At 63.6% G+C, this 22,017-nt stretch carries 16 protein-coding genes; 12 read left to right on the top strand and 4 right to left on the bottom strand.

All coding sequences use genetic code 11. The annotated features are described in order from the left end of the window. The first annotated feature begins 24 nt into the window (after window positions 1-24). From gspG to CAF70_RS07310, 7 genes are all read left to right on the top strand, one after another. On the top strand, window positions 25-450 hold the full coding sequence (gene gspG, locus CAF70_RS07345) for a type II secretion system major pseudopilin GspG (protein ID WP_085627016.1): 426 nt from the start codon (window positions 25-27) through the stop codon (window positions 448-450). A gap of 11 nt (window positions 451-461) precedes the next feature. Beyond that, window positions 462-1,652: a type II secretion system F family protein gene (locus CAF70_RS07340; protein ID WP_085627014.1), complete on the top strand. Its 1,191-nt coding sequence runs from the start codon at window positions 462-464 to the stop codon at window positions 1,650-1,652. A gap of 303 nt (window positions 1,653-1,955) precedes the next feature. Further along, a complete protein-coding gene (mexE, locus tag CAF70_RS07330; RefSeq protein ID WP_085627010.1) occupies window positions 1,956-3,197 on the top strand; it encodes a multidrug efflux RND transporter periplasmic adaptor subunit MexE in 1,242 nt (413 codons plus the stop codon). Between the two features lie 12 nt (window positions 3,198-3,209). Further along, a complete protein-coding gene (locus CAF70_RS07325) occupies window positions 3,210-6,389 on the top strand; it encodes an efflux RND transporter permease subunit (RefSeq protein ID WP_085627008.1) in 3,180 nt (1,059 codons plus the stop codon). Beyond that, the gene (locus CAF70_RS07320) at window positions 6,386-7,801 is read left to right on the top strand and encodes an efflux transporter outer membrane subunit (RefSeq protein ID WP_085627006.1); all 1,416 of its coding nucleotides are present in this window, start codon (window positions 6,386-6,388) and stop codon (window positions 7,799-7,801) included. The genes CAF70_RS07325 and CAF70_RS07320 overlap by 4 nt, the downstream gene beginning before the upstream one ends. A gap of 275 nt (window positions 7,802-8,076) precedes the next feature. After that, entirely contained in the window at window positions 8,077-9,132 is a 1,056-nt protein-coding gene (locus CAF70_RS07315; protein WP_085661645.1) for a tetratricopeptide repeat protein, read from the top strand. Window positions 9,133-9,212: 80 nt separating this feature from the next. Continuing rightward, window positions 9,213-10,829, top strand: a complete 1,617-nt coding sequence (locus CAF70_RS07310; RefSeq protein WP_085623169.1) for a response regulator — start codon at window positions 9,213-9,215, stop codon at window positions 10,827-10,829. A 6-nt stretch (window positions 10,830-10,835) separates the two neighbouring features. Here CAF70_RS07310 and CAF70_RS07305 read toward each other — a convergent pair whose 3' ends face one another. Beyond that, window positions 10,836-12,893, bottom strand: coding sequence for a PAS domain-containing sensor histidine kinase (locus CAF70_RS07305; protein WP_085623170.1), 2,058 nt, complete (start codon window positions 12,891-12,893; stop codon window positions 10,836-10,838). Window positions 12,894-13,069: 176 nt separating this feature from the next. Between CAF70_RS07305 and CAF70_RS07300 the strand changes: the two genes are divergently transcribed. Together CAF70_RS07300 and CAF70_RS07295 are read left to right on the top strand one after the other, a co-directional pair. Next, window positions 13,070-13,756 (top strand): type 1 glutamine amidotransferase domain-containing protein, encoded by a 687-nt coding sequence (locus CAF70_RS07300; protein WP_085623171.1) that lies wholly within the window; start codon window positions 13,070-13,072, stop codon window positions 13,754-13,756. 133 nt (window positions 13,757-13,889) lie between these two features. Then, window positions 13,890-14,696: a CSS-motif domain-containing protein gene (locus CAF70_RS07295; RefSeq protein WP_085623172.1), complete on the top strand. Its 807-nt coding sequence runs from the start codon at window positions 13,890-13,892 to the stop codon at window positions 14,694-14,696. A gap of 22 nt (window positions 14,697-14,718) precedes the next feature. Here CAF70_RS07295 and hppD read toward each other — a convergent pair whose 3' ends face one another. After that, the gene (gene hppD, locus CAF70_RS07290; protein ID WP_085623173.1) at window positions 14,719-15,795 is read right to left on the bottom strand and encodes a 4-hydroxyphenylpyruvate dioxygenase; all 1,077 of its coding nucleotides are present in this window, start codon (window positions 15,793-15,795) and stop codon (window positions 14,719-14,721) included. A gap of 296 nt (window positions 15,796-16,091) precedes the next feature. Here hppD and CAF70_RS07285 point away from each other — a divergent pair, with 296 nt between their 5' ends. Both CAF70_RS07285 and rarD read left to right on the top strand, forming a co-directional pair. Beyond that, a complete protein-coding gene (locus CAF70_RS07285) occupies window positions 16,092-17,678 on the top strand; it encodes a cyclic diguanylate phosphodiesterase (protein ID WP_085623174.1) in 1,587 nt (528 codons plus the stop codon). 32 nt (window positions 17,679-17,710) lie between these two features. Next, entirely contained in the window at window positions 17,711-18,598 is an 888-nt protein-coding gene (gene rarD / locus CAF70_RS07280) for an EamA family transporter RarD (protein WP_085623175.1), read from the top strand. On the opposite strand, the gene CAF70_RS07275 is transcribed toward rarD, so the two are convergent. After that, entirely contained in the window at window positions 18,561-20,132 is a 1,572-nt protein-coding gene (locus tag CAF70_RS07275) for a TerC family protein (protein ID WP_085623176.1), read from the bottom strand. The two genes, rarD and CAF70_RS07275, sit on opposite strands and share 38 nt — an antisense overlap. Before the next feature lie 315 nt (window positions 20,133-20,447). On the opposite strand from CAF70_RS07275, the gene CAF70_RS07270 reads away from it, so the two are divergent. Continuing rightward, the gene (locus CAF70_RS07270) at window positions 20,448-21,035 is read left to right on the top strand and encodes a LysE family translocator (RefSeq protein WP_085623177.1); all 588 of its coding nucleotides are present in this window, start codon (window positions 20,448-20,450) and stop codon (window positions 21,033-21,035) included. Window positions 21,036-21,193: 158 nt separating this feature from the next. Here CAF70_RS07270 and CAF70_RS07265 read toward each other — a convergent pair whose 3' ends face one another. Beyond that, window positions 21,194-21,976, bottom strand: coding sequence for an AraC family transcriptional regulator (locus tag CAF70_RS07265; RefSeq protein WP_085623178.1), 783 nt, complete (start codon window positions 21,974-21,976; stop codon window positions 21,194-21,196). Window positions 21,977-22,017: the final 41 nt, after the last annotated feature.

The following is a 22,017-nucleotide window of genomic DNA, read 5'->3' as shown; positions in this document are numbered from 1 at the left end:
CCCCATGCAGCGGAGGGCTTCACCATGCAGCGCAGAAACAACCCTCAACGTGGCTTCACCCTGCTCGAACTGCTGGTGGTACTGGTGGTGCTCGGTCTGTTGGCCGGTATCGTCGCGCCCAAGTACTTCAGCCAGCTCGGCCGCTCCGAGGCCAAGGTGGCGCGGGCGCAGATAGAGGGGCTGAGCAAGGCCCTGGACCTGTACCGCCTGGAAGTCGGGCACTACCCCAGCAGTGAGCAAGGCCTGCAGGCCCTGGTGGTCGCCCCCAGTGGCGAGGCGCGCTGGACCGGCCCGTATCTTCAGAAAGCCGTGCCCCAAGACCCGTGGGGGCGCCCCTACATCTACCGGCAACCCGGCGAGAACGGCGGCGAGTACGACCTGCTGTCGATGGGCAAGGACGGCCAGCCCGGTGGCGACGGGGAAAACGCCGAAATCACCAGTTGGCAGTAAGGAGAACGGCCATGCGCTACAGCCTCAAGGCCCTGGGCAGGCAGGGTGTGGTGCAATTGCAGATCGACGCCGAGGACGCCGATCAGGCCCGCCGCCAGGCGGAGGACCAAGGCCTGCGCGTGCTAAGCCTTCACGGCCACGGCGGCGCCTTGCGCGGCCTGGCCTGGCGCCGCGCAGCCAGCTTTGACCTGGTGCTGTTCAGCCAGGAACTTTCGACCCTGCTCAACGCCGGCCTGCCGCTGATCGACGCACTGGAAAGCCTGGCCGAAAAGGCCCCCGCAGCCGCAACGCGCAAGGTGCTCGCCGAACTGGTCCGCCAATTGTACGAAGGCCGTTCGCTGTCCCAGGCCCTGGGCCAGCAGCCACGGGTGTTCCCGCCACTGTACGTGGCGCTGGTGCAGTCCAGCGAGCGTACCGGCGCGCTCGGCGATGCCCTGGCCCGCTACATCAGCTACCGCCAGCGCCTGGACCTGGTACGGCAGAAACTGGTGGGCGCCTCGGTGTACCCGTTGCTGCTTTTGCTGGTGGGCGGTGGCGTGGTGCTGTTCCTGCTCGGCTACGTGGTGCCGCGTTTCAGCCAGGTATTCGAGGGCATGGGCAGCGAATTGCCGTGGCTGTCTCGGCTGCTGATGCAGATCGGCCTGTTCCTGCATGCCCGACAACTACCGCTGGCATTGGGCGCCCTCGGTGCGGTCACTGCGCTGTGGCTGCTGCGCCGCCAGCCATGGGTACGGCGCTGGGCAGCCTGCCAGCTGCGACGCCTGCCGGCACTTCACCAACGCCTGATGATGTACGAACTGGCGCGCTTCTATCGCTCGTTGGGCATCCTGCTGCAAGGCGGTATCCCCATCCTCACCGCCATGGGCATGGTCCGCGGCCTGCTCGGCAGCGCGGCGGCCGAGCGCCTGGAACACGCCAGCCAGCGGGTCGGCGAAGGGCTGCCGCTGTCCGACGCACTGGAGGCCGGGCAGCTGGTTACGCCGGTATCGCTGCGCCTGCTGCGGGCCGGCGAGCAGTCCGGCAACCTGGGCGAAATGCTGGAGCGCTGCGCCGACTTCCATGACCAGGAAATCGGCCGCTGGGTGGAATGGTTCGTCAAGCTGTTCGAACCGCTGCTGATGACCTTCATCGGCCTGCTGATCGGTGTGATCGTGATCCTGATGTACATGCCGATCTTCGAGCTGGCCTCAAGTATTCATTGAATTGCTGAACTGCCCTGAAGGCGGGTATCGCCGACGTAAATCCCTGCACGGTACCCTGTGGGAGCGGGCGTGCCCGCGAACACCGGCAAAGCCGGTGTCAGCCACTGCGTCGCCTTTTTCGCGGGCTTGCCCGCTCCCACAAAGATTGCACAAGCTTTCAGATCTTGCGCAACCATGCCGCGCATCGATGACTGATCCACACATATCATTCATCGTGATAATAACCTTCGGCCCGTTCGATTCGTGCATCACGCGCAACACACTCACACTCCGCCCACTACTAATACATTGGCGGAGTTCTCCATGGAACAATCACTCAAACCCTTGCGCTTGCCCCTCGCTGCCCTGGCAGTGGTGGTGATCAGCGCTTGCGGTCGAACCCCCGACGCGGTGCAGGCTCCCGCCGCGCCGAAGGTCAGTGTGGCCAAGGTGATCGAGCAACCGATCAACGAATGGGACGAGTTCACCGGCCGCCTCGAAGCCCCGGAAACCGTCGAGGTGCGGCCACGGGTTTCCGGCCAGATCGATCTGGTGGCCTTCACCGAAGGCGCCCAGGTCAAGAAAGGCGACCTGCTGTTCCAGATCGACCCACGCCCGTTCCAGGCCGAGGTCCGCCGCCTCGAAGCCCAACTGCAGCAGGCCAAGGCCACCGCCATCCGCAGCGCCAACGAAGCCCGCCGTGGCGAACGCCTGCGTGACAGCAACGCCATTTCCGCAGAACTGGCCGAATCGCGCAGCAGTGCCGCCGCCGAAGCCCGCGCCGGGGTCGATGCGATCCAGGCCCAGCTCGATCTGGCACGCCTGAACCTCAGCTTCACCCGCGTCACCGCGCCCATCAGTGGCCGTGTCAGCCGCGCCCAGTTCACCGCCGGCAACATCGTCACCGCCGATGTCACCCCGCTGACCAGCGTGGTCTCCACCGACAAGGTCTACGCCTACTTCGACGCCGACGAGCGCGTGTACCTCAAGTACACCCAGCTGGCCCGAGAAGGCCAGCGCAGCCAAAGCACCCCGGTGTACCTGGGCCTGACCAACGAAACCGGTAACCCGCACCTGGGCCAGATGAACTTCGTCGACAACCAGGTCAACCCGCGCACCGGCACCATCCGTGGCCGTGCGGTGTTCGACAACCGCGACGGCCAGTTCACCCCGGGCCTGTACGCACGCCTGAAGCTGGTGGGCAGCGCCCAGTACCAGGCCGTGCTGATCAACGACGAAGCCGTGGGCACCGACCTTGGCAAGAAGTTCGTGCTGGTCATGGACAAGGACAACAAGGCCGCCTACCGCGCCGTGGAGCTGGGCCCGAAGCTGGAAGGCCTGCGCATCGTGCGCAGCGGCCTGGGCAAGGATGACCGCATCGTGGTCAAGGGCCTGCAGCGCGTGCGCCCTGGCTCACCGGTGACCCCGGAGGAGACGCCGATGGCCAGCGAACAGACCCTCGCCGCCCTCGCCCAGCAGCGCCAGGCCCTGGAGGCCAGCAACCCGGCGCCGAAGGTGGCGGGCAACAACGTGAAAGTCGCCAGCGCCCAGGCGCCACGCGGTTAAGGGACCATACCGATGAACTTCTCGAAATTCTTCATTACCCGGCCGATCTTCGCCGCGGTGCTGTCGCTGGTGCTGCTGATCGCGGGCTCGATCTCGCTGTTCCAGCTGCCGATCAGCGAATACCCCGAAGTGGTGCCGCCCACCGTGGTGGTGCGCGCCAACTTCCCTGGCGCCAACCCCAAGGTCATCGGCGAAACCGTCGCCGCGCCGCTGGAGCAGGCGATTACCGGCGTGGAGAACATGCTTTACATGTCCTCGCAGTCCACCGCTGACGGCAAGCTGACGCTGACCATCACCTTCGCCCTGGGCACCGACCTGGACAACGCCCAAGTGCAGGTGCAGAACCGCGTCACCCGTACCCAGCCCAAGCTGCCGGAGGAAGTGACCCGCATCGGTATCACCGTCGACAAGGCCTCGCCCGACCTGACCATGGTCGTGCACCTGACCTCGCCGGACAACCGCTACGACATGCTCTACCTGTCCAACTACGCCATCCTCAACATCAAGGACGAACTGGCGCGCCTGGGCGGCGTGGGTGACGTGCAGCTGTTCGGCATGGGCGACTACTCGCTGCGTGTATGGCTGGACCCGAACAAGACCGCTTCGCGCAACCTCACCGCCAGCGATGTGGTGGCTGCGATCCGCGAGCAGAACCGTCAGGTGGCCGCCGGCCAGCTGGGCGCCCCGCCCGCCCCGGGTTCGACCAGCTTTCAGCTGTCGATCAACACCCAGGGCCGCCTGGTCAATGAGGAAGAGTTCGAGAACATCATCATCCGCGCCGGTGCCGATGGCGAAATCACCCGCCTGAAGGACATCGCCCGGGTCGAACTCGGCTCCAGCCAGTACGCCCTGCGTTCGCTGCTGAACAACCAGCCGGCGGTGGCCATCCCGATCTTCCAGCGCCCAGGCTCCAATGCCATCGAGATCTCCGACGAAGTGCGGGCGAAGATGGCCGAGCTGAAGAAGGACTTCCCCGAGGGCATGGACTACAGCATCGTCTATGACCCGACCGTGTTCGTCCGTGGTTCCATCGAAGCAGTGGTGCACACCCTGTTCGAAGCGCTGGTGCTGGTCGTGCTGGTCGTCATCCTGTTCCTGCAGACCTGGCGCGCCTCGATCATCCCGCTGATGGCCGTGCCGGTATCGCTGATCGGTACCTTTGCCGTGATGCACCTGTTCGGCTTTTCGCTCAACGCGCTGTCACTGTTCGGCCTGGTCCTGGCCATCGGCATCGTGGTGGACGACGCCATCGTCGTGGTGGAAAACGTCGAGCGCAACATCGGCCTGGGTCTCAAGCCGCTGGAAGCCACGCAGAAGGCCATGGGCGAAGTGACCGGGCCGATCATCGCCACCGCCCTGGTGCTGTGCGCCGTGTTCGTACCTGCCGCGTTCATTTCCGGCCTTACCGGGCAGTTCTACAAGCAGTTCGCCCTGACCATCGCCATTTCCACGGTCATCTCGGCGTTCAACTCGCTGACCCTGTCGCCGGCCCTGGCTGCCGTACTGCTGAAGGACCATCACGCGCCCAAGGACCGTTTCTCGCGGTTTCTGGAAAAACTGCTGGGCAGCTGGCTGTTCACCCCGTTCAACCGTTTCTTCGACCGCGCTTCCAACCGCTACGTCGGCGGCGTGCGTCGGGTCATCCGCTCCAGCGGCATTGCCCTGTTCGTGTACGCCGGCCTGATGGGCCTGACTTACCTGGGCTTCTCGTCCACCCCGACCGGTTTCGTGCCGGCCCAGGACAAGCAGTACCTGGTAGCCTTCGCCCAGTTGCCTGACGCCGCCAGCCTCGACCGCACCGAAGCGGTGATCAAGCGCATGAGTGAAATCGCCTTGAAGCAGCCTGGCGTGGCCGACTCGGTGGCCTTCCCGGGCCTGTCGATCAACGGCTTCACCAACAGCCCGAACAGCGGCATCGTGTTCACCCCGCTGAAACCGTTTGACGAGCGCAAGGACCCAAGCCAGTCGGCCGCCGCGATCGCTGCCGCACTGAATGCCCAGTTCGCCGACATCCAGGACGCTTACATCGCCATCTTCCCGCCTCCGCCAGTACAAGGCCTGGGCACTATTGGCGGCTTCCGCCTGCAAATTGAGGACCGTGGCAACCTGGGTTACGAAGCGCTGTACAAGGAAACCCAGAACATCATCGCCAAGAGCCACAACGTGCCGGAACTGGCGGGTTTGTTCACCAGCTATCAGGTCAACGTGCCCCAGGTCGATGCAGCCATCGACCGGGAAAAGGCCAAGACCCACGGCGTGGCGATCACCGACATCTTCGACACCCTGCAGGTCTACCTGGGCTCGCTGTACACCAACGACTTCAACCGCTTTGGCCGTACCTACCAGGTCAACGTCCAGGCCGAGCAGCAGTTCCGCCTCGATGCCGAGCAGATCGGCCAGCTGAAGGTGCGCAACAACCTCGGCGAGATGATCCCGCTGGCGACCTTCCTCAAGGTCAGCGACACCTCCGGGCCTGACCGGGTGATGCACTACAACGGGTTCATTACCGCCGAGATCAACGGCGCCGCGGCACCGGGCTACAGCTCCGGCCAGGCCGAAGCCGCAATCGAGAAGCTGTTGAAAGAGGAACTGCCCAACGGCATGACCTTCGAGTGGACCGACCTGACCTACCAGCAGATCCTCTCGGGTAACACTGCACTGTTCGTCTTCCCGCTGTGCGTGTTGCTGGCCTTCCTGGTGCTTGCCGCCCAGTACGAAAGCTGGAGCCTGCCGCTGGCGGTGATCCTGATCGTGCCGATGACCCTGCTCTCGGCCATTACCGGGGTGATCGTGTCGGGTGGTGACAACAACATCTTCACCCAGATCGGCCTGATCGTACTGGTCGGCCTGGCGTGCAAGAACGCCATCCTGATCGTCGAGTTCGCCAAGGACGAACAGGCCAAGGGGCTCGACCCGCTGGCTGCGGTACTGGAAGCCTGCCGCCTGCGTCTGCGGCCGATCCTGATGACCTCGATCGCCTTCATCATGGGTGTGGTGCCGCTGGTGTTCAGCTCCGGTGCAGGTTCCGAAATGCGCCATGCCATGGGTGTGGCGGTGTTCTCGGGGATGATCGGCGTGACCGTGTTCGGCCTGTTCCTGACCCCGGTGTTCTTCTTCCTGATCCGCCGTTTCGTCGAGCGTCGCCAGGCCCGCAAGGCCGGACACGTTCAAGTGCTGGAGAACCATGCATGAACCTGCTCAAACCCTTGACCCCGAGCCTGCTGGCGCTGGCCCTGGCGGCCTGCGCGGTAGGCCCGGACTACCAGGCCCCGGCCACCGAGCCCGCGCAGCTGGCCAGCGATGTACAGGCCAAGGCCTACGACCGTAGCCGCTTCGAAAGCCTGTGGTGGAAGCAGTTCGACGACCCGGTGCTGAATCAGTTGGTGCAGGCTTCGCTGGATGGCAACCGTGACCTGCGCGTGGCCTTCGCCCGCCTGAAAGTGGCCCGTTCGATCCGTGAAGACGCCGAGAACGATCAGTTCCCGGTGGTCACCAGCCGCGTCAGCAGCGACATCGGCAAGGGCCAGATCCCCGGCCAGACCGCACAACGGGTGAACAGTGAGCGCTACGACCTGGGCCTGGACATGGCCTGGGAGCTGGACCTGTTTGGCCGCATCCAGCGCCAGATCGAAGCCAGCGAAGCCCAGGAAGCGGTGGCCGCGGCCGACCTGCAGCAGTTGCAGGTCAGCCTGATCGCCGAGCTGGTCGATGCCTATGGCCAGCTGCGCGGCGCGCAGCTGCGCGAGAAGATCGCCCTGGCCAACCTCAAGACCCAGCAGGAATCGCGGGCCATCACCGAAACCCTGCGCGATGCCGGTGTCGGCAACGACCTCGACGTGGTGCGTGCCGATGCGCGCCTGGCCGGGGTTGAAGCCACCGTACCGCAACTGCAGGCGGAACAGGCGCGTGCGCGGCACCGCATTGCCACCCTGCTCGGCCAGCGCCCGGATGCGCTCAGTGTAGACCTGTCGCCCAAAGCCCTGCCGGCGATTGCCAAGGCGCTGCCGGTGGGTGACCCGGGCGAACTGCTGCGCCGCCGCCCGGACATCCGCAGCGCCGAACGCCAGCTGGCGGCCGCCACTGCCAATGTTGGCGTGGCCACCGCCGACCTGTTCCCCCGTGTCAGCCTCAGCGGCTTCCTTGGCTTTACTGCCGCCCGCGGCTCGCAGATCGGCTCTTCGGCAGCCAATGCCTGGGCGCTGGGCCCGAGCATCACCTGGGCCGCCTTCGACCTGGGCAGCGTGCGCGCCCGCCTGCGCGGTGCCAAGGCCGATGCCGAAGGGGCGCTGGCCAACTATGAACAGCAAGTTCTGCTGGCCCTGGAAGAATCGGCCAACGCCTTCAGCGATTACGACAAGACCCAGCAGCGGCTGTTGTCGCTGATACGCCAGAGCGACGCCAGCCGCAAGGCGGCGGACCTGGCCTCGATTCGTTATCGCGAGGGCACGGTGGACTACCTGGTGTTGCTCGACGCCGAGCGTGAGCGGCTGAGTGCCGAAGATGCGCAAGCCCAGGGTGAGGTCGAGCTGTACCGCGGCATCGTCTCGATCTACAAGGCCCTGGGTGGCGGCTGGCAGCCGGAGACCGTAGCCAGCGCGCACTGAATACCCCGTTTCGACGACTCCTTTGGTTGGCTCCTCCCCCAACCGTTTGCCCCGCAGGCCTTGGTCCGCGGGGCTTTTTTATGTTTTTGGAAGTGTGTGTTTTTGGGGTGTTCGCCACAAGTTTTTCATTGCCTGTGAGATCGAGCGCCGCGCGGGCGGCGCTCGATTTGTGCCCCACCGCATAACCCGAGACAAGCACCTGTCAGCCCCCACTCGGTTGCATTTACCCCCCGGCTAGCCCAAGCTCTGCCCTTCCCGCCGCCACGGATCGTCCGATGCCCAGACGCAACCGCTACCTGATCGCCCTTGTGCTGTTGATCCTGGTATCGGCCCTGTTCGGCTACCTGTGGCGCGACACTCCGCCAGCCCAGCCCACCCTCCCTGCGCATAGCTACGCCAAGGCCCTGCGCCAGGCCCATGACGGCGAACCCGGCGCTGCGCGGGTGCTGTACCAACAATTGCAACGCACCGACCTGCCACCCATCCGCCGCGCAGCCTTGTACGCCGAGCTGCCCAATTACCCCTCGCCGCAGGCATTGAAACTCGCCCGCCAGGACCTGGAGCATGCCGACCCGCTGGTGCGCCGTGCTGCCATCGGCGGTATCCGTCGCCTGCTGCCGGCAGCGCAGCGCAGCCTGGTACTCGGCCCACTGCTGGACGACGACGAGCAAAGCGTGCGTTTTGCCGCAGTAGATGCCCTGCTCGGTCTCGACCCGGATGACATCGGCCTGTATTTCGGCCCCCTGCAGGTCGCCCTGGAGCAATACCAGCAGGCCCTGGAACAACAACCCGAAGACGCCGACGCCCAGGTGCACCTGGCGCGTCTGTACCTGCACGAAAACGACTACACCCAAGCTGCCAGCGCCCTGCAACGAGCCCTGGCGGTAGCCCCCGGCAACCTCGACGCATTGGCTACCCAGGTACGCCTGCTGGAGCGCCAGGGCCATCACGACGCTTCGCGCCAGGTGCTGGGCAAAGCCTTGGCACTGAGCCCCGCTTCAGCCTTTCTGCAGTACGAGCTAGGGCTCTGGCTGAACCGCCACGAGCAGCGCGAATACGCCTTGCTGGCCTTTTCCCGCGCCGTCGAGCTGGACCCGGACAACACCGACTACCGCTATACACTGGCAGTTACCCTGCATGAACTGGAGCAAATCGACGCCGCGCAAAAACAACTGGAAACCGTGCTCAGCCGCCAACCGGCCAATCGCCGGGCACGGGTGTTGCTGATCCGGTACTGGAAGGAAACCGGCCAGCTGCAGAACGTGCAGGTGCTGCTGGCCGAACTGGAGCGGCAGAACCCGGACGATCCCGTGCTGCAACAGGGCCTGTAGGCAACGCCCGCAATTTTGTTGAACCTTGGTACGGCGCCCTGGGTCCAGTGGATATCGGACCACCCTACAGGAGAGCCGTCTTGGCCAGTTCGTTGGCGCTGGACGAACGTGCGTTGATCCTGGCGCCGCCCCCATTGGCAGCAGATACTGCCCGCGTGCTCGCCTCTGTCGGCATCGGCAGCCTGTGCGCGATCGACCAGGCCAACCTGCACGCCTGCCTGGCCGAAGGCGCAGGCCTGGTGATCATTGCCGAGTCAGTGTTCGACCAAGGGCCAAGCGCATGGCTACAGGAATTTCTCGACCAGCAACCGAGCTGGTCGGACCTGCCCATCGTGCTCCTCACCCAAGGCCACCAGGCAACCATGGGTTCGACCAACCACCCGGTTGGTAACGTGCTACAGCTGGCCACCCCGTTCGAAGACGCCCAACTGCTGCACATGGCCCAGTCCGCCCAGCGCAGCAGACGCCGGCAGTACCTGGCACGCGGGCAGTTGCTTGACCTGCAGCAACGCCTGGACGCCCAAGCCACGCCTCTCGGCGAAGACCATGAGCGCAGCGAGTTTGCCCGCCACCAGACGCGCAAGATGGAAGCCATTGGCCAACTGGCCGGGGGCATCGCCCACGATTTCAACAACCTGCTCACCAGCATCGGCGGCAGTTTCGAGCTGATCGACCGGCGCCTGCGCCAAGGCCGCAGCGATGGCCTGGACAGTGTGCTGCAGATGGGTCGTGAGGCGGTGGCCCGCGCCGCCCGCCTGACCCACCGCCTGCTGGCTTTTTCTTCCCGGCAATCGCTGCACAGCCAGCAGGTCGACCTGCACGAGCTGCTCCAGGCAAAGCGCCTGAAGACTTGCCTGACCCCGACAGTGACCCTGCAGGTGCAGATCGCCAAGGGCCTGTGGCCAGTTGAAGCCGATGACCAGCAATTACAGGAAGCCCTCGACAACCTGCTGCTCAATGCCTGCGAAGCCATGCCCAGTGGCGGCCAGCTACGCATCGAGGCGAGCAACCAGCAGATCGGTGCCGGGCAATTTTCTGGCGGCGCCCTGTGCGCCGGTGACTATGTGCTCCTGCGCATCATCGATAACGGCCAGGGTATGGCGCAAAGCACGCTGGAGCATGCCTTCGAGCCGTTCTTCAGCACCAAGGCCATCGGCCAAGGCATCGGCCTGGGCCTGTCGATGGTGTATGGCTTCAGCAAGCAGTCCCATGGCCATGTCAGCTTGCACAGCCAGATCGGCCAAGGGACCCGGGTGGACCTGTACCTGCCGCGCCACCTCGGCCAGGCCCAGGCGCCGGACAAACCCGTGCAGCCTGTGCAAGGTAGCCGGGGCCATCACGTGCTGATGGTCGAGGACGACCCGCATGTTCGCCAATTACTGTGCCATGCCCTGCGCGAGGATGGCTTCGCTTGCCACAGCGCCGCCAACGCCAGCGAAGGCCTGAAGGTGCTACGCTCGACACAACCGGTGGATTTGCTGGTTAGCGATGTCGGCTTGCCCGGCATGAATGGCCGCCAGTTGGCCGAGATTGCGCGCAGCCTGCGCCCACGCTTGCCGGTGCTGTTCATCACCGGCTACGCGGAAACGGCCATGGCCCGCGAGGGCTTTCTCGAGGCGGGCATGCACCTGATCTGCAAACCCTTCGAGCTGAAGCAACTGCAGGCGCAGGTGGCGCAGATTCTGGGCAAGCCCTGAAACGCATTACGCCTCAAGCATGCGTAACGTCTGGTCGGCTAGGTCCGCCAGCGGGAACGGCTTGTTCATCAATGCCGTGCCCGGCTGATCGAGCAACTGCGCTTCGATCGACTGATCAGCGTAACCGGTGATGAACAGAATCTTCTGCTGCGGCAGCTGCATGCGCATGGCCTTGGCCACCTGGCGACCACTGAAACCTCCCGGCAAGCCGATGTCAGTGATCACCAGGTCGAACGGGCCGCCATGACGGAAGCGCTCCAGCGCACTATTGGCGTCGCCCACCTCGGTCACATCGAAACCACACTCGGTCAGGTACTCGCGCATGACTGTACGCAATCCGAGCTCGTCATCGACCAGCAACAACCGCTCGCCCCGGGCCATGCGCTGTGAACGCTGCAACAGCTTGGGCTCCTCGGGTACCGGATCATGGCACCTTGGGAACAGCATGCACACCTTGGTCCCCAGGTCTTGTGTCGACTCGATCCACACGTAGCCCCCGGACTGGCCGACAAAGCCATACACCATTGAAAGGCCAAGCCCTGACCCACGCCCGACAGGTTTGGTGGTGTAGAACGGCTCAAAGGCCCTGGCAATGTCCAGCGCCGACATGCCGTGCCCATCATCCTCGACATGCAAGGCCACATAATCGCCTGGCGGCAGGCCGCTTTCATCCGGGAACCACGCCGTCAGCCGCCTGTTGACGCTGTGAAGAGTGACAGTACCGCGCTCCAGGCAGGCTTCACGGGCATTGGTACACAGGTTGATCAAGGCATTTTCCAGCTGGGGTACGTCCAGGTTCACTGCCCACGGCGTGACATCCAGCTGCCAGTCCAGGCGCATCTCGGGGCCTAGCGTCCTCAGCAACTGTGGTTCGATCAGCCTCAGTTGACGGTTGAGATCCAGCGGTTTGGGTGCCAATGGTTGAAAGCGGGAAAACGCCAGCAAGCGATGGGTCAGCTCCATGGCACGCTGCACCGAGTCGCGCGCCACCGCGACATAGGCCTCTACCCGCTCCAGTCGTCCTTCCTGCAGGCGCCGTTGCAGCAATTCGAGGCTGCCACCGATCCCGGACAGCAAGTTGTTCATTTCATGGCCCATGCCGCCGGCCAACTGGCCAACCATCTCCAGGCGTTCGTTGTTGCGCATCAGGGCTTCGGATTGACGAGCGGCCTCTTCACGGTCCTCGGTGATGTCGCGGCCGACCGCAGTCAGCAGGCTGCCATCGAAGCGCGCGCTCCAGCGGAACCAGTGGTAATGGCCATCGCGATGACGCAGGCGGGTCTCCAACTGCTCGGTGTTGCTGTACTGCAGGAACCCGGATACCGCCACCTGCACTTCGGCGCGATCCGCCGGATGCACCAGTTCCAGTACCGGTGCGCCGCGTACCTGCTCCTCGGTCCATCCCAGAATGCGGTACCAGGCGGGGTTGGCGGCATGCACCTTCAGCTCGGGAGTAACCGTCATCATCGCATCACGCGACAATTGCCAGAACTGCTCGCGCTCGGCCACATGCTGTTCGACCTGTCGCTCGAAGCCTTGCGCCTGCTCGCGCCAATGGTGGTACGCCTCAATGCTCGCGGTGGTCTCGATCACCGTGTGCAGAAAGCCAGCCACACTGCCCAGCTCATCACGTATTGGCGCATAACCGCACGCACACCACAACGGTTCCATGCCCTTGCCGCAGGTGATACGCAGTGATGGGTCCTCGACAAAACTCGAGTGCCCTTCAAGCGCCTTGAACACCCAAGGCCCCATCGCCGGCCAGACATCGCTCCACAGCGTATCGAAGGCCTTGCCCAACCCGTCCGGGGCAATGGGCCGCAACGTCCGGTAGCCATCATTGTGCACCACGCTGAGGTCCGACCCCCACACCACGGCACACGGGAACGGTGACAAGAGCATGATATCGACGGCAATGCGTAACGAGGCCGGCCAGCGCGGCAATGGCCCGAGCGATGTACGCCCCCAGTCGAACCGTGCAATCCGTTCGCCCATTCGGTCGATCGGCTCCAACACAGGCGGTTGCTGGATGACCTGCTCCTGCGGCGTACCGTTTACGACCACTATCGTGACTCCAGAATGGTTCAGGAACGCGTACGGGCGCCCCCATGGATGTGGTTCACGTTAGCACAACACACGCCACGCAATTATGGCGTCCTCGCCCCTGGCAGCTATGCTCATTAGGTTTTCCCTCGGGCCAGGGAGCAACGGCCCTTTCAGGTTGCGACGGGAGCGTGCTCATGAGCAAGAAAATGCTGGTGGTGCTGACCAATACAGCCAAGTACCCGACCCTCAAGCGGGCGACCGGTTTGTGGCTGGGGGAAGCCGTGCACTTTGTCGAAAAAGTCGAAAAGGCCGGCTATACAGTCGATTATGTCAGCCCGTTGGGCGGCTACGTACCTGTCGACCCGCACAGCCTGCAAATGGCCCCTGACCTGGACTGGCAGTGGTATGACGACAAGCGCTTCATGAGCCGCCTGGGCAACACCTTGAGCCCTGGCCAGGTGAAGGCCGAAGAATACTGCGCCATCTACTACACCGGCGGGCATGGGGTAATGTATGACTTTGCCGACAATCAGCCGCTGCAAGAGCTGGCGCGCCGGGTCTACGAGAACAAGGGTATTGTCGCAGCAGTCTGCCATGGCGTTGTCGGCCTGCTGAACATCAAGCTTAGCGACAACAGCCTGTTGCTGAAGGACCGTCAGGTGACCGGTTTTTCCAACACCGAGGAAAAACTGGCCGAACTGGACAAGGTGGTCCCTTTTCTCACTGAAAACGAGCTGGGCGCCCGCGGCGGCAACTACGGCAAGCATGATGACCCGTGGCAGCCGTACGTGGTTGCCGATGGTCGGCTGATCACCGGGCAGAACCCTGCCTCCACAGCATTGCTGGCCGAGAAAGTGCTCGCGAAACTCAAGGGCTGTTAGCGGCCTACCCCGGGCTTCCGGCTTTCCCATAATGCGCACTGCATCCGGCCTACAGCCGGCCGGTCATTGAATACATAGGCTCACCGTTCAACTGTTCACCACGAACAGTTTCGGACCGGAGAGCAATTGGCCTATGTCTAAAATCATGCATGCCGGGCGCAGCTTGCTGGAACTGCTGCTGCTCATCGCCCTGGGCCTGGTGCCTGTGATTTCCGGGTTGCTGGTGATGGTTTTCCAGCTGGAAGCGAAACTCGCGGAAAACGCGAAAATTTCGGTCCAGGAGGCAGTTTACAGTGTTGATCAGGCGCTGAACCGCTTGCACGAAACCGCGCTTCAAGCCCTGCCCTTCACGGGCAGACCTTGCGATAACGTCATCGGCACGTTGCTGGACCAGGTGGCCAGCCGCTCCTTGGTGCGCTCGTTGACCCTGATCAAGGGCAACCAGGCCTATTGCAGCACCACATCGGATTCACTGGCTGAGTTGTCGTCCTTTGCCGCGTCCGGCCGCCAGGTCGAACTGGCCTATGACTCAGGGGCTGAGGCCAGCGAATTGCTGGTCAACTTTTACCTGGGTAGCAACGATAACGGCGTCATAGTGACCGCTTATGCCATGCAACTGCGCAACGAACTGGACGGGTTCCAGGACGGCTTCACGCTGCTGCTGGAGTTTGGCGAGCGGTACATCTGGAGCCATGGGGACAGCCGCGGCCGGCAACCGCCCTCCCAGTCCGAATTCCCTGAAAGTGCGCTTTCGGCCAAATATGGATATCAGGTCAAGGGTGGCTACGGCCACGGCTATACCGCACGCGAGGCCCGCCAGTCGATGCTGCAAATCCTGCCTTCGCTGATGCTGGTGGGCATCGTGACGGGCTCGATTGTCTATCTGACCCTGTTCAGGGCGCGGGCCAACCGGCGTGGTACCGCCGCCACCCATGCATGACAGCGGCGGTACTCCAAGTGGATCAGTCGGTGCTCAGCACACCACGGCGCACCTGGTCGCGTTCGATGGATTCGAACAAGGCCTTGAAGTTGCCCTCGCCAAAGCCGTCATCACCCTTGCGCTGAATGAACTCGAAGAACACCGGGCCCAGCAGGGTTTCGGAGAAAATCTGCAACAGCAGGCGCTTGTCGTCCGGCTGCGAGGCACCATCAAGCAGGATGCCACGTGCTTGCAGCTGGTCTACCGGCTCGCCGTGACCTGGCAGGCGCTCTTCGAGCATTTCGTAATAGGTTTGCGGCGGTGCAGTCATGAAGCGCATGCCGAAGCCCTTGAGGGCGTCCCAGGTCTTGAGCAGGTCATCGGTCAGGAAGGCCACGTGCTGGATGCCTTCGCCGTTGAACTGCATCAGGAACTCTTCGATCTGCCCGGAGCCCTTGGAGGACTCTTCGTTCAGCGGGATGCGGATCATGCCATCCGGTGCGGTCATGGCCCGCGAAGTCAGGCCGGTGTACTCACCCTTGATGTCGAAGTAGCGGATTTCACGGAAGTTGAACAGCTTCTCGTAGAAGCCGGCCCAGTACGACATGCGTCCGCGATAGACGTTGTGGGTAAGATGGTCGATGATCTTCAGGCCGGCACCCACCGGGTTGCGGTCCACACCCTCGATGAACTTGAAGTCGATATCGTAGATCGAGCTGCCCTCTTCGAAACGGTCGATGAGGTACAGCGGCGCACCGCCGATACCCTTGATCGCCGGCAGGCGCAGCTCCATCGGGCCGGTTTCGATTTCCACCGGCTGGGCGCCCAGCTCCAAAGCGCGGGCATAGGCCTCATGGGCGTTGCGCACGCGGAACGCCATGCCGCATACCGACGGGCCGTGTTCGGCGGCGAAGTACGAGGCAATGCTCTTGGGTTCGTTGTTCAGGATCAGGTTGATATCACCCTGGCGATACAGGTGCACATCCTTGGAACGGTGGGTAGCCACCTTGGTGAAGCCCAGCATCTGGAATACCGGCTCGAGTACGCCAGGCGTCGGCGAAGCCAGTTCGATGAATTCAAAGCCCATCAGGCCCATCGGATTGTCGAAAATATCAGCCATGTTCGTGTCCTCATCTGCAGCGAAAATTATTGATTGCGTGGGATGTGGGACGGAAACGGCGGTGAGCACGGGATACCCCGCACGCTGCGGGCGAGGAAGTCACCTATGATTAGCTTGAACCCGTGGTATGTCATATGGACCCATTCTCGGCGGGCTTGATCCTTCGGCATCGAAGGACCTTATTGTTGTATTCGTAAATCGATTCTACAGTGCGTAAAATGGTTTGTCGCGTTTTAGTTACTCGCAGGTCCCGGCCAGCGGCTATCCTCTCGTAATCCTTCCATGGACAGGTCAGCATGCCCCTTACCGTCAAACGCCGCGCCGGCCTGGGCTGGCGCACCCTGTTGCCCTGGGTTGTCGGCGTGCTGCCGGTAGCGTGTGGCCTGGTCGTGATGAACTGGCAGATCGAACGCGAAATGCAAGCCAGCAGCCAGGCCACTGCGCGCCAGGTGGTGGAGCACGTCGAGCGCATTCTCGACAACCTCTCCAGCGCTGCCAATGACCTGCTGCCGCTTGCCGGCAGCCCCTGCGACCAGGCCCAGCTCACGCTGCGCGCCCAGGTCACGCGCAACGCCTTCGTGCGTTCGACCAACCTGTTCGCGCACAACAACCTTTATTGTTCTTCGTTGTTCGGCGCCTTCGACGAGCCGGTCGAACCCGGCGACTACACCGACGGCAAGCTGTGGCTGATGGACGGCAACTCGGTCACCCCGAGCCACCCGCTGCTGGTGTACCGGTCCAGCGACGGCGACCGTGGTGCGATCAGCACGGTGGATGGTGATCACCTGCTGACGGCGCTGCGTCTGATCGGCCCCGATGAAGACCTGCAAATTCGCGTGGGCAATGCCTGGCTGGGCAAGGAAGGCATCGTGCACAAGGGTGTGCCACCTGCCGCGGCCAGCGCTAATGTGCTGCTGGGCTCGACGCGCTACCCGTTCAGCGTGCATGGCGGTTATGGCGCCGACAAGCAGGGCCAGCTGTGGCGCAGCCACTACCCTGCGCTGTTCGGCTTGCTGCTGTTACTGGGCGCGGTCGCCGGCCTGGTGTGCCGCTGGCAAATTCGGCGCGCCACCTCACCACGCGCCGAACTGCAACGGGCCTTGGAGGCCGACGAATTCCTGCCGTATTTCCAGCCGGTGGTGCGCAAAGGCGATTACCGCTGGGCCGGCGCCGAAGTGCTGATGCGCTGGAACCACCCGCGCGAGGGCCTGGTGCGGCCCGACCTGTTCATTCCCTACGCCGAACACAGCGGGCAGATCGTCGCCATGACCCGCGCGCTGATGATGCACACCGCGCAGAACCTGGCGCCCTATGCCGGGCTGCTGGAGGACGGCTTCCATATCGGCATCAACATCACTGCCGACCACTGCCGCGACTTCAACCTGCTGGACGACTGCCGCACGTTCCTCCAGCACTTCCCGCCTGGCCGGGTGGTGCTGACCCTGGAGCTGACCGAGCGCAAGCTGATCGAGGCCACGCCGGTGGCCCTGGAACTGTTCGAGAAGCTCGACGCCATGGGTGTGAAAATCGCCCTCGACGACTTCGGCACCGGCCAGTCAAGCCTCAATTACCTGCGCCAGTTCAAGGTCGACTACCTGAAGATCGACCAGAGCTTCGTCGCCATGATCGGTGCTGACGCACTGTCGGTGCACATCCTCGAAACCATCATCGAGCTGTCGGCCAAGCTGGGCCTGGGCATTGTTGCCGAAGGTGTGGAAACCGAAGCCCAGCGCGACTACCTGGCCCGACACGAGGTGGACTTCCAGCAGGGATACCTGTTCGCCAGGCCCATGCCGGCTGCCCGGTTCCTCGAGGCACTGGCGGCACGTCCGGCTCCTTCGCGGTTGCCGCAAGCCGCGCCCCCTGAGATCATGCGTGGCTGATCCAACCGCTCAATTCCCTATTCGAGGCATTCGTGTCAAAAGGCATTCTTTCGTCGGTCATGGCGTCCTGTCTGTTCGCCGTGATGTACTTCTATACCTCTCTGCTCAAGCCGCTGGATGGCGAAGAGATCTTTGGCTGGCGCACCCTGTTGACGCTGCCCTGCCTGACCCTGTTCATGCTTGTCTCGAAAGACTGGAAACGGGTGGGCGAACTGCTCGCCCGGGTAAAACGCACGCCGCTGTTGTTGCTGGGCATGGTCGGCACCTCGTGGCTAATGGGCGTGCAACTGTGGCTGTTTCTCTGGGCGCCCCTGCACGGGCGCAGCCTGGAGGTGTCGATGGGCTACTTCCTGCTGCCGCTGGCCATGGTCCTGACCGGCCGACTGGTGTATGGCGAGCGCCTGTCACGCCTGCAGAAGGTGGCCGTGGCCTGCGCCGCGCTGGGCGTGGGCCACGAGCTGTATCAGCATGGCAGTTTTGCCTGGGAAACCCTGGTGGTGACGATTGGTTACCCGATCTACTTCGTGTTGCGCAAGCGCTGCCGCACCGACCACCTGGGTGGCCTGTGGTGCGACATGTGCCTGCTGTTGCCTTGGGCGTTGTACTTCGTGATCCAGGGCCCGCTCTCCCCGGCCGACCTGCAGGCACACCCCGCACTGTATGCGCTGATCCCGATCCTCGGGGCGATCAGCGCCTCGGCCCTGATCGCCTACGTGCTGGCCAGTCGCTTGCTGCCGTTCAGCCTGTTCGGCCTTCTCAGCTACGTTGAACCGGTGCTGCTGGTGGGGGTGGCGCTGCTGCTGGGCGAAACCATCGGCCCGGATCAGTGGCTGACCTACCTGCCGATCTGGGCCGCGGTGCTGGTGCTTGTGATCGAGGGTTTCAAGCACCTGCTGCGTCAACGTCGCCGTTCGGTGTAAGCCGAACCTGACGCACCCTCCGCTCCTCGACCGCCTCCACGGTCAGCGTCCAGCCGTTCCAGGCCAGGCGGTCACCGACCATCGGCAGGCGGTCGAGCAGGCTCATCACCAGGCCCGCGAGGGTCTGGTAGTCCTCGGTGGCGCGGGCGCTGAAGCCGGTACGCGCCTGCACATGGCTCAGGTTCAACGCACCGCTGACCACAAAACCTTCACCTTCCTGGACAATGCCCGGGCCTTCCACCTCACTGGCATCCGGCAACTCGCCGGCAATCGACTCGAGGATGTCGGTCATGGTCAGCAGGCCGGTGAAGTCACCGAACTCGTTGACCACGAAGGCAATGTGCGTCGACTGGGCTCGCATCTGCTCCAGCGCATTGAGGATACTGAAGCTCTCCAGCAGGTTAAGCGGTACCCGGGCCATGCCTTCCAGGTCAGGTTGGCTGCCCGACAGCAACTCCTTGAGCAATTCCTTCTTGTGCACGAAGCCCATGGGTTCGTCCACGCGGCCGTCGCGGATCAATGGCAGGCGCGAGTACGGTGAATTGGCCAGGGTCTGTGCAATGGTGTCGGCCGGCTGCGCCAGGTCGACAAGATCGACCTCGGCGCGGGCGGTCATCACCGTGCGGATGGGCCGCTCGGCCAGGTTCAACACCCCACTGATCATCACCCGCTCGCGGCGGTCGAACAGCACCTGCTCCTCACCGCCTTCGACCAGGTCGGCGATTTCCTCACCCACCTCGTCAGCCTCTACCCGGCGGCCACCCAGCAGGCGCAGCACAGCATGCGCAGTACGCTCACGCAGCGGCCGGTGCTGCTGCAGGCTGCGCTTGCGACGGGCACGGGCCAACTGGTTGAACAGCTCGATCAGGATCGAGAAGCCGATAGCCGCGTACAGGTAGCCTTTGGGAATATGGAAGCCCAGGCCTTCGGCGGTGAGGCTGAAGCCGATCATCATCAGGAAGCCCAGGCACAGCATGATCACCGTGGGGTGGGCGTTGACGAAGCGGGTCAGCGGCTTGCTGGCAACGATCATGATGCCGATCGAGAAGATTACCGCGATCATCATCACCGACAACTGCTCGACCATGCCTACCGCAGTGATCACCGCGTCCAGCGAGAACACCGCATCGAGCACCACGATCTGCGCGACGATCGGCCAGAAGGCAGCGTGGCGCACCGTGCCACTGGCCTGGGTCACATGGCCTTCCAGGCGTTCATGCAACTCCATGGTCGCCTTGAACAGCAGGAAAACACCACCGAACAGCATGATCAGGTCACGGCCCGAGAAGCTCTTGTCGAACACCTCGAACAACGGCGCGGTCAGGGTGACCATCCACGAGATACTGGCCAACAGGCCCAGGCGCATGATCAACGCCAGGCTCAGGCCGATAACACGCGCGCGGTCGCGCTGGTGCGGTGGCAGCTTGTCGGCGAGGATGGCAATGAACACCAGGTTGTCGATGCCCAGCACCAGCTCGAGGACGATAAGCGTCAGCAGGCCCAGCCAGGCCGTGGGGTCGGCTAGCCATTCCATTAGCGGGTACTCACGAGGGCAGCGTCACGAGGACGGAAGGGAAAAGGCCTTGAAGGCCGGGGACTGGGGGGCTCCGCGAAGGTGCTCATATAGACCTTGATTGCAAATTGGGGAAATGATCCTACAAGGACAGCAGCTTTCGGTAACAGTGCAAAACTATTACAAAACCTGTAACACCCTGGAACGGCCCGTTCGCGACACAAGGCCGCTCCTGCACCAGAATGCGCTGGCCTGACGTGAGGTACTTTTCTTCAATACCGCAGGCTGTCGATGCCCGAGCATGGAAGGCCATCCTCAAACAAACGGATCACTTTCATGAGCCTGTCTCTATCCATGGCCGCTTTCGCACTGGCGGCCTCGATCTCTCCCGGCCCGGTCAACATCGTCGCACTGGGCAGCGGTGCCCGCCATGGGCTGCGCGCCAGCCTGGCGCATGTGACCGGCGCAACACTGGGCTTCTGCCTGCTGCTGGTGCTGGTCGGGCTTGGCCTGCATCAACTGCTGCTGCGCTGGCCTTTGCTGGGCCTCCTGTTGCACGGAGGCGGCGTGGCGTTCCTGCTGTACATGGCATGGAAGCTGGCCAGCGACGACGGGCAACTGGGCAGCGCTCATCCCACCCAGGCCCCTTCGGCCTGGCACGGCGCGGCGATGCAATGGCTCAACCCCAAGGCATGGCTGGCAGCAGTGGCCGGGGTGGGTGCCTACACCGGCGGTGAGCAGCAGCTGCTGTGGCTGTTCGCCTGGATCTACGGGCCGATCTGTTTCATTTCGGTAGCCAGCTGGGCGTGGGCCGGGAGCGTGGTTCGCCAGTATCTGGGCAACCCACGACACATGCGCCTGCTGAATCGGGGCCTGGCAGTATTGCTCGTGGGCAGTGCGGTTTATCTGGTCATACAAGGCTAGCTGCACCGGCCCTGTGGGAGCCACTGTCTTGTGTTGCCTGTCAGGGCCCTATCGCTGGCAAGCCAGCTCCCACAGGTACTGCACATGGCTTGGGGTCAATACGGTCGAGGTGGGAGCTGGCTTGCCAGCGACAGGGCCATCACAGCCAATAGGGCAACTCAGCCGAATGCATTGCGGTAATGCCCCGGCGTCGCCGCAAGGTGCTGTTTGAAGGCCCGCTGCAGGTGCGCCTGGTCGGCAAACCCGGCCTCCTGCGCAACCTCCGCAATTGCCCGGCCCATGCGCAGTTGCGCCCTGGCCAGTTGCACGCGTTGGTCGAGCAGGTAGCCGTGCGGCGTCAGGCCGAAGCGTTGGCGGAATGCGCGGATCAGGTAGGAACGCGACAGGCCGCAGGCCGTGCAAATGTCGTCCAGGCTCAGCGGGTCGCCACGATGGGCGCGTATGAATGCTGCCGCCGCCTCCAGTCGCGGGTTGCCTTCGTCGTTCACGCTGGCGTTACCGCCAAGCAACCCAGGGAGTGCATCAAACAGCGCCGCCAGGCGGCCTTCCCGGTCTGGCAGACTGGCATCGAACAGATCCGCAAAGGCCTGCAACAGGCACCGGTACAACGCTGGCGAGCGACTCCAGGCCTGGGCCGGCAAGCTGAAGCCCTGCGCCTGCAACCAGGGCATATCGACGAACAACATCAGGTAGGACCATGGTTCCCCGGCGATGGGGTTGCAGGCGTGCACAACGCCTGGGTTCATCAGCACGGTGGTGCCGGCCGCCACCTCGAGGCACTGGTCACCGTACAGGTAGGTACTGCGCCCACCCGTGATCACCCCGATGGAAAAGCTCTCGTGGGAATGCGCCGCGTAGCACACCTGGCGCCCATCCCCTACCCGCCGGGCTTCGACAAAAGGTAACGCCGGGTCGCGCCAGAACCGTGATACCTCGATCATCCCTCACCCCGTTCTTCACTACCCTGCGCCTGGATATTACA

The sequence above is a fragment of the Pseudomonas sp. B19(2017) genome, assembly GCF_002113165.1.
GTDB lineage: Bacteria > Pseudomonadota > Gammaproteobacteria > Pseudomonadales > Pseudomonadaceae > Aquipseudomonas.
The sequence above is the reverse complement of the archived record's forward strand: the minus strand, read 5'-3'. Positions and strand labels throughout refer to the sequence as shown.